The organism is Pseudonocardia sp., assembly GCF_050246655.1.
Classification (GTDB): domain Bacteria; phylum Actinomycetota; class Actinomycetes; order Mycobacteriales; family Pseudonocardiaceae; genus Pseudonocardia.
Map to the genome: position 1 here is coordinate 1 of NZ_JBFWVQ010000125.1, position 15501 is coordinate 15501.

At 71.8% G+C, this 15501-nt stretch carries 17 protein-coding genes; 6 read left to right on the top strand and 11 right to left on the bottom strand.

Annotated elements, in window-relative coordinates; genetic code table 11:
• The 8 genes from AB7J25_RS26235 to AB7J25_RS26270 form a co-directional block, all read right to left on the bottom strand.
• The coding region (locus tag AB7J25_RS26235; protein WP_428513227.1) for a hypothetical protein at positions 1 to 765 on the bottom strand (765 nt) is incomplete at its 3' end.
• A gap of 92 nt (positions 766 to 857) precedes the next feature.
• Positions 858 to 1655, bottom strand: coding sequence for an alpha/beta fold hydrolase (locus tag AB7J25_RS26240; protein WP_428513229.1), 798 nt, complete (start codon positions 1653 to 1655; stop codon positions 858 to 860).
• The gene (locus tag AB7J25_RS26245; protein WP_428513231.1) at positions 1652 to 2911 is read right to left on the bottom strand and encodes an LLM class flavin-dependent oxidoreductase; all 1260 of its coding nucleotides are present in this window, start codon (positions 2909 to 2911) and stop codon (positions 1652 to 1654) included. Before AB7J25_RS26245 ends, AB7J25_RS26240 begins: the two co-directional genes overlap by 4 nt.
• A gap of 32 nt (positions 2912 to 2943) precedes the next feature.
• The gene (locus AB7J25_RS26250; RefSeq protein WP_428513233.1) at positions 2944 to 3513 is read right to left on the bottom strand and encodes a flavin reductase family protein; all 570 of its coding nucleotides are present in this window, start codon (positions 3511 to 3513) and stop codon (positions 2944 to 2946) included.
• 203 nt (positions 3514 to 3716) lie between these two features.
• On the bottom strand, positions 3717 to 4946 hold the full coding sequence (locus AB7J25_RS26255) for an AraC family transcriptional regulator (RefSeq protein WP_428513259.1): 1230 nt from the start codon (positions 4944 to 4946) through the stop codon (positions 3717 to 3719).
• 22 nt (positions 4947 to 4968) lie between these two features.
• Complete coding sequence (locus AB7J25_RS26260; protein WP_428513235.1) at positions 4969 to 5946, bottom strand: metallophosphoesterase family protein; 978 nt, start codon at positions 5944 to 5946, stop codon at positions 4969 to 4971.
• Between the two features lie 114 nt (positions 5947 to 6060).
• Entirely contained in the window at positions 6061 to 6231 is a 171-nt protein-coding gene (locus tag AB7J25_RS26265; protein ID WP_428513237.1) for a hypothetical protein, read from the bottom strand.
• Between the two features lie 238 nt (positions 6232 to 6469).
• Positions 6470 to 6913 (bottom strand): TetR/AcrR family transcriptional regulator, encoded by a 444-nt coding sequence (locus AB7J25_RS26270; RefSeq protein ID WP_428513239.1) that lies wholly within the window; start codon positions 6911 to 6913, stop codon positions 6470 to 6472.
• Between the two features lie 350 nt (positions 6914 to 7263).
• Here AB7J25_RS26270 and AB7J25_RS26275 point away from each other — a divergent pair, with 350 nt between their 5' ends.
• Together AB7J25_RS26275 and AB7J25_RS26280 are read left to right on the top strand one after the other, a co-directional pair.
• Positions 7264 to 7902, top strand: coding sequence for a maleylpyruvate isomerase family mycothiol-dependent enzyme (locus AB7J25_RS26275; RefSeq protein WP_428513241.1), 639 nt, complete (start codon positions 7264 to 7266; stop codon positions 7900 to 7902).
• A 73-nt stretch (positions 7903 to 7975) separates the two neighbouring features.
• A complete protein-coding gene (locus AB7J25_RS26280; RefSeq protein WP_428513243.1) occupies positions 7976 to 8803 on the top strand; it encodes a class I SAM-dependent methyltransferase in 828 nt (275 codons plus the stop codon).
• Positions 8804 to 8810: 7 nt separating this feature from the next.
• On the opposite strand, the gene nhaA is transcribed toward AB7J25_RS26280, so the two are convergent.
• Positions 8811 to 10106, bottom strand: coding sequence for a Na+/H+ antiporter NhaA (nhaA, locus tag AB7J25_RS26285; protein ID WP_428513245.1), 1296 nt, complete (start codon positions 10104 to 10106; stop codon positions 8811 to 8813).
• A gap of 171 nt (positions 10107 to 10277) precedes the next feature.
• On the opposite strand from nhaA, the gene AB7J25_RS26290 reads away from it, so the two are divergent.
• Positions 10278 to 10724 (top strand): hypothetical protein, encoded by a 447-nt coding sequence (locus AB7J25_RS26290; protein ID WP_428513247.1) that lies wholly within the window; start codon positions 10278 to 10280, stop codon positions 10722 to 10724.
• 56 nt (positions 10725 to 10780) lie between these two features.
• Here the strand turns inward: AB7J25_RS26290 and AB7J25_RS26295 are convergent, their stop codons facing one another.
• Complete coding sequence (locus AB7J25_RS26295; protein WP_428513249.1) at positions 10781 to 11248, bottom strand: cupin domain-containing protein; 468 nt, start codon at positions 11246 to 11248, stop codon at positions 10781 to 10783.
• A 35-nt stretch (positions 11249 to 11283) separates the two neighbouring features.
• Between AB7J25_RS26295 and AB7J25_RS26300 the strand changes: the two genes are divergently transcribed.
• Together AB7J25_RS26300 and AB7J25_RS26305 are read left to right on the top strand one after the other, a co-directional pair.
• Entirely contained in the window at positions 11284 to 11880 is a 597-nt protein-coding gene (locus AB7J25_RS26300; RefSeq protein WP_428513251.1) for a TetR/AcrR family transcriptional regulator, read from the top strand.
• Complete coding sequence (locus AB7J25_RS26305; protein WP_428513253.1) at positions 11864 to 12823, top strand: DUF2252 family protein; 960 nt, start codon at positions 11864 to 11866, stop codon at positions 12821 to 12823. Before AB7J25_RS26300 ends, AB7J25_RS26305 begins: the two co-directional genes overlap by 17 nt.
• Positions 12824 to 12830: 7 nt before the next feature.
• Here the strand turns inward: AB7J25_RS26305 and AB7J25_RS26310 are convergent, their stop codons facing one another.
• The gene (locus AB7J25_RS26310; protein WP_428513255.1) at positions 12831 to 14018 is read right to left on the bottom strand and encodes a low temperature requirement protein A; all 1188 of its coding nucleotides are present in this window, start codon (positions 14016 to 14018) and stop codon (positions 12831 to 12833) included.
• A gap of 112 nt (positions 14019 to 14130) precedes the next feature.
• Here AB7J25_RS26310 and AB7J25_RS26315 point away from each other — a divergent pair, with 112 nt between their 5' ends.
• Positions 14131 to 15324, top strand: coding sequence for an MBL fold metallo-hydrolase (locus AB7J25_RS26315; RefSeq protein ID WP_428513257.1), 1194 nt, complete (start codon positions 14131 to 14133; stop codon positions 15322 to 15324).
• Positions 15325 to 15501 lie beyond the last annotated feature (177 nt).

The window sequence follows — 15501 nt, forward strand, 5'->3', positions numbered from 1 at the left end:
CCTGATGTGCACCTGCTGACGATCCAGCACAACGTCCACCTGCCACGGCTCCGCGCCGTTGATCGTGAGCATGCCCTGGTAGTGGCCGTCGGCTGGCAGTGCCGTCCCGGTCGGAACCTGGAGATGGTCACCAGCCATGCGGCCCGCCACTCGGTGGGGCCTGCCGAGCGCCTCCGCGGCGGCGGTGACGTCTCCGCCGGCGAGGCAGGTTCGGATGTGGGTGGATGAGTAACGGATCTCGCTGGTGTGGAGCAGGTCGACGCCTTCGGCGATGAACCCGAACTGGCGGCCGAGGTCGCGCAGGGTGTCGAGATCACCTGTGCCCCCAGCGCCGAATCGGAAGTTCTGTCCGACGATGACGGTGTCCGCCCGGAGGGTCTCGACCAGCACGCGAGTGATGAACTCGTGTGCGGTCGTGTCGGCCAGGGTGCTGGTGAAGGGAAGGACGAGCACCGCGTCCGCCCCGAGTTCTCGGGCGAGTTCTGCGCGCCGCTGCGGCGTGGACAGCGCCGCAGTGTTGCGTGCGGGTCCGGCCACGCGGGCGGGGTGGGGGTCGAAGGTGAGCAGCAGTGCTGGTAGCTGAAGATCCCGGGCGACCTCGACCGTTCGGGCGATCAGCCGCGCGTGTCCGCGGTGGATGCCGTCGAACACGCCGATGGTAACCACGCACGGGCCGAAATCGGGGGGTACCTCATACAGGCTGTGCCAGATCCGGTGCGGTTGATGCACTTCGGGGGCGGAGGCGTCGCCGGGGATGGCCGACATGGTCGTAATCCCTGCAATTCGCTGTCGTGGATGAATTGGTTCGGTCGTCCCGGTGCCGCCACCGGTCGAGGTGGCGGCACCGGTGATGCCGGTCAGCGGAGGAACGTGGAGACGGCGGTGTAGGTCGCTTCCATCTGCTCCACCTGCGGGATGTGGCCGGACTTCGGGATGAGCTCGACGCGGCTGTCGGCGATGCGGGCGGCGAACTCGTCCGCGTAGACCGGGGAGATCAACGCGTCCTCCTCGCCCCACACGACGAGAGTGGGCCTGGTGATGCGGTGCAGCCGCTTGTGCAGGCCGCGATCCGGGATGGGCCAGCACAGCTTTCCGGTGGCGCCGAGGTTCCAGACCATCTGGGCCAGGGCGTCGGCGCGGGCGTCGGAGTCCTCGGGGAGGGCCAGCATGGCCTGCGCCGCGTCGCTGCCGGGATCGGCGAACAGCATGGCGGGCAGCTCGGACGGCGGTGCGGCGATCCAGTTGGCCACCGGGCTGTCGTCACGCCAGAGCCCGACCGGGTCGAGCAGTACTACCTGGGAGAACAGGTCGGGGTAGGCGGCGGCGAGCTCGGCGGCGAGCATGCCGCCGAAGGACTGGCCGATGACCGGCACGCCGGACAGGCCGAGCTCGCGCAGGGTCTGCTCGTAGATGAGCACCGTGTCCCACAGGTCGTCGACCTGGTGGATGGCGTAGGGGTCGCCCGGCGTGGTGCCGGGGAACTCCGGCGCGTAGATCGTGTAGCGCCGGGCGAGCTTGTCCAGGAACGGGTCCCAGGCCAGTCCCGCCGAGGGGTGCAGGTAGACCAGCGGTGGTCCCTCGCCGCCGACGCGGACGCGGACGGTGATCGTGTCGTTCCAGGTGCGGACGGTGCGGTCGGTCAACGGGGTGGTCATGCGGTCACCGCCTCGGTGTAGGTGCGCGTGGGCTGCGGGGTGCCGCCGAGGGCCTCGGGCCACCAGTGGTGCTGCCAGCCCTCGTCGGTCCAGATCGGCTGCAGGTGGGGGAGGACCTGCTCGGCGAACAGGCTGATGTTGTCCTTCGCCAGCTCGTGGGGCATGGAGCCGAACTGGAGCATCGCGTGCAGATTGCCGATGCGGAACTCGCGGGCGATCCTGGTGATCTGGTCGCGCACGGTGGCCGGGCTGCCGCAGATCACCGATCCGGCCTCCACGAGTTCGGCGAAGCTCGCCTCGCGCATCCGCGGGTAGATCCCGAAGTCGCCGGGGTCGCGGAAGATGAACTGGAGGCCCTTGATGTCGATCCCGCCGGGCAGGGCCAGTCGTTCCATCGGGATCGACCCGATCCCCTTCTGGAAGAAGTACTCGGCGTGTCGGGCGAACAGCGCCTCGGCCTTCTCGTCGGTGTCGGCGACGCAGATGGTCTGCATGAAGCCCATCTGGTACGGGTTGTCGTCCTTGCCGAGCCGGTTCGCCGTCTCCCAGAAGCGGTCGAAGATCCGCCGTCCGGCGACCTTCGCGCCGAACCAGCCGAAGTAGTTGAAGCCGAAGCCACGCTGCAGGCAGAACTCCATCGTGCGCGGGTTGCCGATGCCGGTGATGAACACGGGCGGGCCGGCCTGCACCGGACGCGGCCAGATGTTCACCGCGGGGTGCTGGTGGAACCGGCCGTTCCAGGGGAACGGGTCGGGCTCGCGCCAGGCCTTGAGCACGAGTTCGAGGTTCTCGTCGAAGCGCAGTCGGGTCTCCGCGGGCGGTACACCGTTGTTCACGTTGGCGTCGTAGGCCAACCCGACCGGGAAGCCGGCGATGAGCCGACCATTGGAGATCGCGTCGAGCATGGCCAGCTCCTCGGCGGCACGCAGCGGCTCACGGCTCTTGCCCAGCGACCGGCCCAGCGGGTAGATGCCGGTGGCGATGCCCTCGGCCTCGGTGGCGTATGCGGTGGCGGCCTCGATGATGTTCGGGTTGGGCGCCATGTCGTAGGCGCTCTGGGCGTGCTCGGTGACGGCGATGGCGTCGAAACCGGCCCGGGCGGCGTGCATGATCTCGTCGAGGGCGTGCCGGTACGCGCTGTGCACCTTGCCTGGCTCGGTGAGTGCGTACGGGGTGGTGACGACCGATTCGTGGTGTTTCTCGAAGTCGCCGGGCAGGTCCCGGTAGGGGACCTGTTGGAAGTACGTGATCTTCATGGCGTGTCCTCCGGTTCAGTCGGGTGGCGGGCTCAGGTCTCGAGGAGTCCGGCGTCGCTGATCTCGTGCAGCCGGTGCGCGTGGCCGACCCAGGGCGCGATCGGTCGCCCGTCGAGCTGCACGATGCGCGGCAGGTCGTAGACCCCGACGCCGACCATGCGGAACTGACCGCGGTGGAACAGCAGTGGCTCGCCGTGGCGCGAGTCGTGGTGCACGACCTCGCCGACGAACAATTGGTGGTCGCCGCCGTCGTAGGTCGCCCACGGGCGGCACTGCAGCCAGGCGACACCACCCAACAGTCGGGGTACCTCCGCGCTGGGTGACCACGGCACCTGCAGCGCGGGCTGCGGGCGACCGGCGAACTGCAGCGCGACGTCGAGCTGGTTCGACGACAGGACGTTGACCACGAACGGGCGGTCGACCAGCAGCCGGGCCGTCGTCGTGGGACGGGCGAAGGACACCAGCACCAGCGGCGGATCCATCGACACCGACGTGAAGGAGTTGATGGTGGCGCCCCGTGGGCCGTCCTCGCCCTCGTAGGTGACCACAGCGACGCCGGTGGCGTACTGGCCCAGGCAGGTCCGGAACGCCCGAGCGTCCAACTTGGGTTGTTCCACGCTGGCCGCGGCCGGGTCCGTTGGTCGTGACGGCACGTTCATCGGGCCTCCTACCTGCGGCTTCGTTGCTGTGCCGGGAACGGTAGGAGTGGCGCGCGGCTGGTGCGATCCGCTGTGCGCGGCGACGATCCGGTTCGTGCAAGCGATTGGTCAGGGGCCTGGGATCCGCCGGGATCCGGGCCCAGGACTCAGCTGCGCAGGGTCTGGGACGGCGGTACGCCGTAGCGCTCGCGGTAGGCCGCGGCGAAACGCGGGACGTGCCCGAACCCCCACTGGTAGGCGACGTCCGCGACCGAGCGTCCGTCGCCGGGCTCCGCTGCGAGCAGCTCCTGGTGCGCTCGGGCGAGTCGGACGCGTCTCACGTAGGCGCTCGGGCTCATGCCGAGGTGGTCGGCGAAGGCGGCCTGCAGGGAGCGCACGCTGGTTCCCGCGGTGCGGGCGAGGTCGGACAGGGTGTGCGACGCCGCCGGATCGGCCTCGATCCGGCGGAGAACCCGGGCCAGGGTCCGCGGCCGGGCGGGCCGCGGAGCCCCGCTCAGCCGCGCCGTGAAGCTGTGCGGCTGAGCAGTCAGCAACTGGCCGACGACCAGATCCTCCAACGGTCGCACGACCAGGTCAGGTGCGCCCTCGTCGAGGGCGTCCCGCAGCATTGCGACCGATCGGAGCCAGCGCAGACCGGCGCCGGTCCTGAGGTCGAACCGGACAGCGAACCGCACCGCTTCCTCCGGCGGATAGCCCAGCACCGCTTCCAGGGTCCGCTCGACCACCTCGGTGCTGATGCTCACCGTCATCACGTCGCAGTCGCCGCGCCAGCGCATCGTGAAGCTCTCGATCGGCGTCAGGACAGCTGCCTGCCCCGGATACGACTCGACCTCGTCCGCTCCGAAGACCGACACGGAGCAGCCGCGAACCGGAATGTTGATCTTGTAGTAAGTGGGCACCCGAGTCGGTCGGATGATCACCTCGGTGCCGTAATGGAGGTCGCCGAGCGTGATGGACGACGTCCGGCGCGTGCGCAGGTGGACGTCCAGGTTGGCTGGGGAGCCGAGAACGTCGAGGCCGTGCGGGGTGAAGTAGGTCGCGACGAGGTCTCTCGCCTGATCACGATCCCGGCTGCGGACCTGCTCGACTCGACAGGCGGTCGGGCGTTCGTTCGCGGTCCGGACCGGCCCGTCGGGCACGAGGGTCAGCGGCGAGATCCGCTGCCTGCTCCGCTCGGCGCTGCCGCTCACCGGGAACGTCACCTCCCCTCCCGACGTCGTCAGGCGAATGTGACACGGCCCGGGGACCCGGGCAACAGCCGTCGGGACTTCCCTTGCGGATCGCGGATCAGGTCCGCGCAGAACGGATCGTCGCTCGTCCCGGTCAACCCCGCGACGGATGAACACCAGAGGAGCACGGCCATGGGAGATCATCATCTCCACGCTGCCCCAGGGGCTGTCACGGTGGCTGCGCCGTGACCTCCCCAGGCAGGTCGAACGCCTCAGCCGGCAACCGGTGACCGCCAGCATCAGTAAGGACACCACCCGCTGGGCGCGACCCCTGGTCTGGCACGGAAGGCGGCCGACCGGCCGCCAGCTCGGCCGTCACCTCGGCGATGTAGACGTCCACCTCGGCCGCCGACCGGGCAGGCGTTGGTTCCGCCTCGATCGGCACGCTGCTCACGATGACGTCGTCGTCGAAGAGGTCGATCCTGCTCAGCGTCGCCGAGCGGAGGCCGCGGCCACCGCGGCCCGGAGGCAGCGGATCGGCGAGCAGCGTCGCCGCGCCGCCGGTCCAGATCGGCACCCCGGCCAGCGCCCCGGCGCTCACCACGTGCGTGTGCCCGGCGAGAGCGATGCGGACGTCGGTGCCGGCGATCGCCGCGGCGAGCTCGTGACGGTTCCGTAGCCGCATCAGCTGGGAGAGCTGCGACGGGGTCGGCAGCGGCGGATGGTGCAGGGCGAGCACCGTGCCGTCCGGCGCCGGGTGGGCGAGCTCGGCACGCAGCCGGTCCAGCTGTCCCTGCGACAGCTCGCCGTACGGCAGGCCGGGAACCGTGGTGTCCAGCACCGCGATCCGCAGGTCGCCGACCCAGACGATGTGGTCGAGCGGCTCGGTGCCGGCCGGTTCGCCGAGCAGGTGCTCACGCAGCGCCGCCCGGTCGTCGTGGTTGCCGGCCACCCACGCGACCGGCGCGCCGATGCGGGTGATCCACGGTTTGGCGAGCGTGCGCAGCCGGTGGTACTCCTCGGGCCGTCCGTGCTCGACGAGGTCGCCGGTGATCACCAGCGCCGACGGTCGCAGTCCCGACTCGGCCACCACCTGCAACGCGCGCTCCACCAGTGGGCCGCTGTCGAATCCGAACCGCGACGCCGCGCCGTCCACCTCGACGTGCAGGTCGGTCAGGTGGACGAGGGTGTGTCGCGGCAGTTCCATGCCGTTGATGCTGCCGGTCGCGCATGAACGGCGACCGACGATCCCGGACCGTCACCGTGAAGGCGGCGGAGGACTTCCCACGTACCTGCGCGACGCCACCGCGACGAAGGTCGGTCAGGCGGCCTCGGCCCGAGCGCGGGACTCGAGGTCCGAGACGCTCCACCGTGCGACGAGGATCGACTCGCCGTCGGCGTTGATGTCGACGACCCACACGAGCTCCGGGCGGTCGTTCGACCGACGTGCGGGCCGGCGGGCGGTGGTATCGGTGGTCGCGATCGTGATCATTGTGCCGTCCTTTCGGGCTGGTCCGGGGCTCGTCCCCGGCTGACACAACGATCTCGCCGCCGCCGCTGCGGCACAGTCGGGCGACCGGGCCACCGGTGGGATGACACGCTCGTCCCCCGATCGACCGACCCCCGCCCAGCCGGGCCGGCGCGCAGGGCGGTGACCTTGTCGGTCGGGTCGAACGCCGGGTCGAGCACGGCGAGCTGGTGCAGGACCAGCCCGGTGACGTAGTTGGCGATCACGTGCAGATGGTCGGGGTTGCGGGAGCCGATGAGCCGCAGCCAGGCGGCGAACCAGGCACCGACCCGTTCCCGGTATCGGCGACGCGCCGCCGGATCGTGGCGTTGTGCCCGGCCTCGACGAGGATCGCGTACCGCGCGAGCGTCAGGTCCCGGTGGACGCCGACGGCGTCGCGGGTGGCCGCGGCGAGGACGCGGGCCAGCTCGGCCGGCGTCGTCGGGCAGACCGTCTGGGCGATCTCGTCGAAGTTCGCGCGCTCCCGGGCGGAGACCCACTCGACGATCGCCTCGAGCAGCGCTTCCCGGGTCGAGAAGTAGTTGGCTGTGGAGCCGACGGGGACGCCCGCCTCGGCGTCGACAGCACGGTGCGTCAGCGCCCGCATCCCACGCCCTCCGAGCACGCGGACAGCGGCGTCGAGCAGCGTCTCCCGGCGGGTCGTCACCGTGTGAACTACATCTGTAGTTCCGAGTACCACAAGCGTTGTCCGAGACGGTTCGCAGGCGCCTTCGCAGGGGCTCGACACGGTTCGCAGAGGCCGCAGCACCTGCGAGGCGTGCCCAAGGTCTGCGAGGACCGGGCTGCCCGGGATCGGGGCTGGCGGAGGGCGGTGGGATCGGCGGGCCGGCGGGGGGCATGCGCCCGCTTCGCAAGGGCCCGACACGCCTCGCAGGCGCCCGACACGGTTCGCAGGCGGCTTCGCAGGGGCCCGATACGCCTCGCAGAGGTTCCCCGGGGCGCGGTGCCGGGCGAGCCGTGATTGTCACGCCTCGCCCGGTGCCGTTTCCTCTCGGAGTGACCTCCGATCGCGATCCCCACAGGGCAGCCCGGCTGCTCGACACCGAGCGGGACGTCCTGCTCCCGGAGCTGCGGCGCACCCCCTCAGCCGCTTTCGATCTGCCGACCATCTGCACGGGATGGTCGGTGCGCGATGTCCTCGCGCACTGCGCTGCGGCGCTGACCCGGGTCGCGAACGGGAACGTGCACCGCTTCACACCCGAGGACAACGAGGCCGATGTCGAGGAGCGCCGGTCGTGGCCGCTGGACAGGCTGCTCACCGAGCTGGAGCGGGGCTACAGCGGTGCCGCACCTGCCCTCGTCGCCGCCGGTGGCCGGTTCGATGCCATTGCCCTCGGCGAATGGGTGCACGGCGGTGACGTGCGTGAGCCGCTCGGCCTCGCTGCGCCCTACGCGAGCAGGGGCGCCGATGACGCGCTGGTTCTGCTGACGGATCGCACCCGCGGCCGGGGCGTCCCGCGCACCCGGGTCCACCTGCCAGGCCGTGAGTTGGACCTCGGAGCGGGGAACGCCGTCGCAGCCGAGCTCACCACGGACGTCGAGACCCTGGTCCGGCTGTGCGCCGGGCGTCGTCCCGACCCGGCTCGCTACGAACTGACCGGCGCACTCCCGGCGGATCTTCTCGTCTTCAGGTGAACGGCGCCAACGGCGATGACTGCGCGATACTCCACGCTCACGACCTCGAGCATGTCGAAGGGGTTTGGGCCCGATGGGCGAAGAAGAGTCGGTGGCGCAGCACTACTCGCTCGGATCGCTGGAAGCCCGGATCGTCGATGCCCTGGTGGCGACCGGCTTCGACCCTGAGCGCCTGCAACCCGACCGGCTCGCACCGGTCGACGAGTTCCATGTCGGCGGTCGTGCCGCGACCGTCGCGTTGATCGACCAGATGGATCTCCACCAAGGGCAACGGGTGCTCGACGTCGGAAGCGGACTCGGCGGCACGGCCCGCTACCTCGCCCACACCCATCGGGTCGTCGTCACGGGGATCGACGTGACCGAGGAGTACGTGCACGTCGCGCGGTCGCTCACCAGCCGCGCCGGGCTCGACGAGCAGGTGACCTTCCACCTGGGTAGCGCGGGCAGGCTGCCGTTCGACGATCGCTCGTTCGACCGTGCCTGCATGCTCCATGTCGGGATGAACATCGCGGACAAGCACGCCGTGTTCGCGGAGATCCGGCGCGTTCTCACCGACGACGGCGTCTTCGCCCTCTACGACATCATGCGAACCGGAACGGGCGGTGTCGCGTATCCCGTGCCGTGGGCCTCGACGCCTGCGACGAGCTTTCTCGCTGAACCGGCGCGGTACCGGGAGTTGCTGGCGAAGGCCGGCCTGTCCGTCGTCGGCGAGCGCGACCGCCGGGACTTCGCGCTCGCCTTCTTCCGCGAGCTGAGAGCCAGGTTCGCCGAGAGCGGCCCGCCGAGCCTGGGGCTGCACATCGTCATGGGTCACGATGCTGCGGCCAAGGTCGCGAACATGATCGACAACATCGAACGGGCGCTGGTCTCGCCGACCGAGATGATCTGCCGCCCGGAGTGATCCGGCGTTACTCGCGTGCGTCCCGCTCGTAGACGTCGGGGATGCCGTCGTGGTCGTCGTCGCGCTCCTCCTCGTCGCACAGCCGGCGGTAGTGCGCGTTGCGGATGCGGAGCACGACGGTGGCGAGCAACGCGGCGACCAGGGAGCCGCCCAGCACCCCGATCTTGACGTGGTCGTCGGCCGCGCTGCCGGCGCCGAAGGCCAGCTCGCCGATCAGCAGGGACACCGTGAAGCCGATCCCGCCGAGCAGCGACAGGCCCAGCACGTCCCACCAGGACAGGCCCTCGGCGAGCTGGGCGTGGGTGAAGCGCTGGACGAGCCACGTGCCGCCGAGCACGCCCACGGTCTTGCCGGCGACGAGTCCGAACACGATCCCGAGCGTGATCGGATCGGCGAGCGCGGCGCCGATCCCGCCGGAGTCGACGATCGACACTCCCGCGGCGAAGAACGCGAAGATCGGTACCGCGATGCCGGCGGAGATCGGACGGAAGCGGTGCTCGAAGTGCTCGGCGAGGCCGGGTCCCGGGCCCTCGGCCCGCCGCGCGACCGGGACGGTGAAGCCGAGCAGGACCCCGGCGACGGTGGCGTGCACGCCCGACTCGTGCATCAGTACCCAGGTCGCCAGGGCCAGCGGGAGGAGCAGCCACCACGAGCGCACCCGGCGCTGCACGAGCAGGGCGAACAGCACCAGCGGGATCACGGAGGCCAGCAGCGGAACCCAGTTCAGGCGATCGGTGTAGAAGAGGGCGATGACGGCGATGGCGAGCAGGTCGTCGACGACGGCCAGGGTCAGCAGGAACACCCGCAGCGCCGCCGGCAGGTGCGTGCTGATCACCGCCAGGACGGCGAGCGCGAATGCGATGTCGGTCGCGGTGGGGATCGCCCAGCCCGACAGGGAGCCGCCACCGGCGACCGCGAACGCGACGTAGATCAGGGCGGGCAGCGCCATGCCGGCGACGGCCGCGGCGACCGGCAGCGCCGCGCGGCGCGGATCGCGCAGGTCACCTGCGACGAACTCGCGCTTGAGCTCCAGACCGGCGACGAAGAAGAAGATCGCGAGCAGGCCGTCGGCGGCCCACGTCGCCAGCGGCAGGTCCAGGTGCACTGCCGCCGGCCCGACCGTCAGGGCGGACAGGTCGAAGTAGGCTCCCCGCCAGGGCGAGTTGGCCCACACCAGCGCGAACGCCGCGGCAGCGACGAGCAGCAGCCCGCCGGTGGTCTCGGTGCGCAGCACATCACCGATCCGGCGGACCTCGGGCCAGGAACCGCGGCCGAAGAGGCGGGCTCGGGGCACGGCGTTCATCCGCGGTGTCCTCCGGAGGGGTCGACGGATCGGTCGCCGACCAGACTTCCCGGCACACCCGTCGCACAGCGTAGCGGGCCGGGCCCGCACCCTCGACCCACCAGCGCGGCCGGTGCGGCTTCACCCTGCTGACGCACGCCCGTGCCGGGCGGGGTGTGGCACGCTCGACCGGTGATCGCGGTGGTGGGCAGCCGGGCGACGGTGGACTCGACGGCGACGGCGGGCAGCGCGGATACGGCCGGGAGCGTCGCGGTCGCCGGGAGCGCCGCGACGAGACGCAGTGTCGCCGTCGCGGGCAGCGTGGCGACGGCCGGGAGTGTCTCGGTCGCCGGGAGCGTCGCGACGGTGGGCAGCGTCGCCGTGGCCGGGAGCGCCGTGACGGCGGGCAGCGTCGCGGTGGCCGGCAGCGTCGGGACGGCGGGGGGCGCGGGCGTCGCCGGATCGGCCCTGACGTTGCTGTGCGTGGCGATCGAGCGGTGCGTGGCGTGCCTGGCGTGCGTGCGCTGTCGCCGCTGCGTGGCCTGCGCCGGATGCGTGGACTGCGTGGACTGCGTCGGGTGCGTGGGCTGTGTCGGCCTGCGCGGCGCGGTGGGCGCCCGCGGGGTTCGCGCGGCCTGACCGGCCCCCGGGAGCCGGTGGCTGCCGGGTCCACCGGGCCCGCCCACCCGGCCTCGTCAGGCCTGTGGCGGTGGCCCGAGCAGCTCGATCCCGTGGAGAGCCGCGATCCGGGCCAGGGCCGCCGGGTCGACGGGTCCGGCGTCGGGCAGCCGGAGCTCGCGCGCCGGTTCGCCCGCGGCGGCCGCGAAGTGCTCGAACCCCGACGGGGTCGTGAGCTGCAGGGCATGCAGCGGGTCGTGCGGTCCGACGACGAAGGTGTGCGGCCTGCCGACCGGCAGCAGGACGAAGTCGCCCGGACCGGCATCGAAGGCCTCGTCGGCGCAGTGGAAGACGGCGCTTCCGGACAGGACGTAGAACGCCTCGTCCTCGTGCAGGTGGCGGTGCAGTGGCGGGGCGAACCCGGCCGGGTTGACGAACTCGGCGACGGTGAGCGCGCCGCGCGTGCGGGCGCCGGTGGCCTTGAGCGTGACGAGGTTGCCCAGGAACCACAGGGCGTCGCCCTCGCCGGGGCTATCACTCGCCACTGCGGGACGAGGCCGCCCGGCGCACGCGCCAGGTGGTGGTCGCGGCGGCCGGCGAGCTGTTCCTCGACCGGGGCTACACCGCCACGTCCCTGCGCGACGTGGCCGCGATCGCCGGCGTGGCCCGGCCGACCGTGGCGGCCGCGTTCGGGTCGAAGCCGGCGCTGCTGCGGCAGGTGTTGGACGAGGCGCTGGCCGGGGACGACGAGCCCGTTCCGGTCGCGGATCGGCCGTGGTTCGCCCCGGTGTGGCGCGCGACCAGGCCCCGGGAGGTCCTCGACGCCTACGCGACCGTGTGCCTGCTGGTGGCGCAGCGAGCGGCCCGGCTGTTCGAGGTCGTGCGCCGCGCCTCGGGTGAGTCGGCCGAGATCGCGCAGCTGTGGGACACCTTGTGCCGCAACCGCCGGGCGGGTGCGGAGATGGCGGTGCGGAAGGTGCGGGAGACCGGGTCGCTGCGGGACGGCCTCACCGTCGAGCGGGCCGTCGTCTCCGTCTGGATCTTCAACGATCCCGCGCTCTACCACTCGCTCGTCCTGGACCGTGGATGGCCCGAGGCCGACTACCGCGACTGGATCGCCGAGCGGATGAACACGGCGCTGCTGGAGGACCCGACGGGCGGTGCGACCGGGACGTGAGCTCGTCTTCGACCTCAACGATTTCGACGAGGCCGGCGTCGGTCCCTGGGAGTGGGATGTGCGGCGGCGGCTCGCGGCCAGCGTGCACATCGGCGGGCGCGACCTGGGCCTGCGCGAGGACGTCTGCCGGGACGCCGTCGTCGGCGCGGTGGAGGCCTACCGGATGGTGCTGCGCGACTTCGTGACGCTCTCGGCGGTGGACCGCTACTTCTTCCGGGTCGACACCTCGCTGGTGGCCCAGCAGCTGGGCAGTGTGGGCCGGCGCACCGTCCAACGCGCGACGGACAAGGCCCGCACCCGCACGTCGGACCAGGTCCTGCGCAAGCTCACCACCCGCTCCGAGAACGGCGTCCTGCGGATCGACGACCAGCCGCCGGTCCTGCGCCACGTCGACCACGCGACGCTCGACGAGATGGTCCAGGTGTTCGACCAGTACCGCACGACGCTGCGCGAAGACGTCGCATACCTGCTCGCGCAGTTCCGGCCCGTCGACTACGCGCTGCGCGTGGTCGGGGTCGGCAGCGTCGGCACCCGCTGCTATCTGATCGCGTTCGAGGGGCCGGCGGGCGAGATGCTGTTCTTGCAGGCCACCTCGGACCCGTTCCTTGGCTGGATCATCGGCTGGGCAGGTGAGGTGGGGGACCGGCCGCGGGTGGACTACTACTGGCGCCAGTTCCGCGACATGAAGGGCTCGATCGACCCGTCGACGCTGACGCCCGCCGAGTTCGTGGCCTACGGGGCGCTGTGCGGCGCGCTGCTCGCGCGGGCGCGCGGCCAGTCGCCGGCCGGTGCTGCGGTCGCGGCCTACCTCGGGGGCTCGGAGCGGTTCGCGCTGGCCACCGCGAGCTGGGCGGCCGCGTACGCCGACGTCGCCGAGGCCGACTACGCCGCCCTCGAGACGGCGGCGGTGTCCGGGCGGATCCCCGTCGAGCGCGGGGTGTGAGCCCCGGTCAGCCGGTGGGGACCTCCTGGTCGGCCGCCAGTTGGGTGGCCACGGCCAACCCGAGCACCACGGCCAGCACGGCGATGCCCAGGACCAGCGCGGGCAGCGCGTGGCCCAGCACCAGGCCGGCGATGCCGATGACGACGAGCGCGCCCGCGGCGACGTACCGGCTGCGGGCGACGGCTCCGGTGCGCGACTTCAGGAACAGGACGTTGCCCGCCACGTAGAGCAGTGGCCCGCCGACCGAGGTCAGCACCAGGGCGGGCCCGGTCTCGGGGTGGGTGAGGTGCAGCTCGATCGCCACGGCGAACAGGATCGCGCCCGCCACCATCAGCCCGTGCGCGTAGGGGTAGGCCCCGCGCAGGGCGGCGGTGCCGCTCTCGCCACGGCTCGCCGCGGTGTCCTCCCCGGCGAGGGCGAAGTAGGACCACCACAACCCGAACAGCCCGACGAACCCGAGCACCGCGATCAGCGCGACGTACGCGGTGATCTCCGGGAGCTCCGAGACCGTGAAGCCGGTGATCAGGATCGACTCGCCGAGTGCGATGAGGAAGACGAGCCGGTTGCGCTCGGCGAGGTGCTCGTGGTCGGTCGGCCAGGTGTGCATGGGTGTCGATCCGAGTCCGGGAAAGCGCAGGTCGAACCGCGGTGCGGCGATGTCGACGGCGATCCCGACCGCCCACACCACCAGCCGGGCCGTGGGCGGCAGGAAGGCGCCCACGACGACGAGGGTGGAGGCGACCGTGCTCCACGCGAGGATGTTGCGGTAGTTGCGCGACACGACGGTGCCCCGCAGGGCCACCACCACGAACGCCGGCCTGCCGATCTGCGCGGCGGCGTAGCACAGCGCGAACACCAGGGCGGCGACCCCGGCCTCGTCGAACGACTTCGGCAGGGCGAGCGCCATCCCCAGCGCGGCCAGCATCAGCAGCGCGTTGAGGATCCGGACCGCCGTCCGGCGCGGGTCGAGCCAGTTCATCGCCCATGCCGTGTAGTTCCACACCCACCAGACGGCGGCGAACAGCAGCGCGGTCTGCACCGCCCCGAGCGGGGTGAGGTGTTCGAGCAGCGTGTGCGAGAGCTGGATGATCGCGAAGACGTACACGAGGTCGAAGAAGAGCTCGATCGGTGCGACCTCGGAGCGTCGCTCCCCGTCGGGGCGCATCAGGGGCGGCCGCCCCTCGTGCGTGGTCATGGTCCGTCCTCCGCGCGATCGGGCGTCGCCGGGAGGGTACTGCGGGGCGTGGCCAGCGCGGTGGGAGCGCCGGTGAGAGCGCGGTGAGAGGGGCCCGGCGCACGGTCGTCGCATGACCACCGGAACCGTGCACGACATCGCCCCCGGCCTCTGCCTGATCGAGGGCCACCACCCGCACTCGTTGTGGGACGACCCGGACCTGCCGACGATCGTGATGTACCGCAGCGGGCCGCGGCTCTACCTGCTCGACACGGGGGTGGGTCCGGAGCAGCGCGACGGGATCCGCCAGGTCGCGGCGCGGTGGCCGGACGTCGAGGAGATCCTGCTGCTCAACAGCCACGGCCACCTGGACCACCTCGGCAACAACGACGTCCTCGCCGAGTTGCCCGCGCGGACCCGGCGCCACTTCGTCCCGCGCGCAGCGCGCTCGGCGCTGGACTTCGCGACGTTCTTCGGCGCCATGTACAAGCGCGGGCTCCCGTACTTCGACTACCTGGACGGGCTGGACCTGACGGCCGACGGCATCGCGTCGCTGCTGCGGGCGCTCGGCGCCGACACGGCCCTGAAGGCCGAGGACGTGGCCGCGCTCGGCGCGCGCATCGGCGAGCTGGGCATCACCCCCGCGATCAGCCCGTTCGTGCCGTCGCTTGTGGTCGACATCCTGCTCAACACCTACCCGCCGGTGTTCCCGAGCGTCGAGACGATGACGGACTACGAGGACCTCGGCGAGCCCCGCGAGATCGTGATCGGCGGGACCCGCTGGACCGGCTGGACCTTCACCGACGAGCACGGCGAGCCGGAGGTGCACGCGCTGCGGTCCGGCGGGCACTCGGCGGGCGGGCTCGTCTTCCACCTTCCGCGCCACCGCTTCCTCATGCTCGCCGACGAGACGTCGAGCGTGCCGATCTGGGCCGACACCGACCCGCGGCGCACGATCGAGACCGCAACGAAGGCACTCGCGATGATCGACAGCGGCGACGTGGAGCGGCTGTGCGCCGGCCACCGCCCGCTGCTCCCCGCCGGCGGCGACGAGGCGCGGGACGCGCTGCGCGCCGTCGTCGCGTCCGGCAACGACTTCGCAGACTCGGTGACGGCCGCACTCGCCGGCCGCCCGCAGGGGGTGTGCATCGACGACCTGTACGACGAGCTGGTCGCCGGTCCGAGCCCGACGATCGCGCTGCTGAAGCGGCTCCAGTTCCCGGTGTTCTCGACCTTCCTCAAGCTCACCCTGCTCAACCACTGCCTGCTCCACGAGCTGCCCACCGCGGTCGACGACCGCGGCCGGACGCTCTTCCTGCCCGGCTGACCCGCAGCGGAGAGCGACCGTTCGCCGGATGGGCTGCCTCCGGTCGCCGATCTAGGGTCGAGGCATGCGCGTGCTCGACCTGGGGCCGCCGCGCGTCGTGGTGGACGGTGTCGAGCGCGCCTGCGCGGGGGCGAAGCAGACGTCGATCCTCGCGCTGCTCGCGATGCGGGCCGGGGA

Bases quoted from the DNA above. Each gene is read 5' to 3' on its own strand.
- AB7J25_RS26245 (WP_428513231.1), bottom strand. From the start codon at position 2,911: ATGAAGATCACGTACTTCCAACAGGTCCCCTACCGGGACCTGCCCGGC.
- AB7J25_RS26265 (WP_428513237.1), bottom strand. From the start codon at position 6,231: ATGATCACGATCGCGACCACCGATACCACCGCCCGCCGGCCCGCACGT.
- nhaA (WP_428513245.1), bottom strand. From the start codon at position 10,106: ATGAACGCCGTGCCCCGAGCCCGCCTCTTCGGCCGCGGTTCCTGGCCC.
- AB7J25_RS26260 (WP_428513235.1), bottom strand. From the start codon at position 5,946: ATGGAACTGCCGCGACACACCCTCGTCCACCTGACCGACCTGCACGTC.
- AB7J25_RS26310 (WP_428513255.1), bottom strand. From the start codon at position 14,018: ATGACCACGCACGAGGGGCGGCCGCCCCTGATGCGCCCCGACGGGGAG.
- AB7J25_RS26255 (WP_428513259.1), bottom strand. From the start codon at position 4,946: ATGATGATCTCCCATGGCCGTGCTCCTCTGGTGTTCATCCGTCGCGGG.
- AB7J25_RS26280 (WP_428513243.1), top strand. From the start codon at position 7,976: ATGGGCGAAGAAGAGTCGGTGGCGCAGCACTACTCGCTCGGATCGCTG.
- AB7J25_RS26240 (WP_428513229.1), bottom strand. From the start codon at position 1,655: ATGACCACCCCGTTGACCGACCGCACCGTCCGCACCTGGAACGACACG.
- AB7J25_RS26315 (WP_428513257.1), top strand. From the start codon at position 14,131: ATGACCACCGGAACCGTGCACGACATCGCCCCCGGCCTCTGCCTGATC.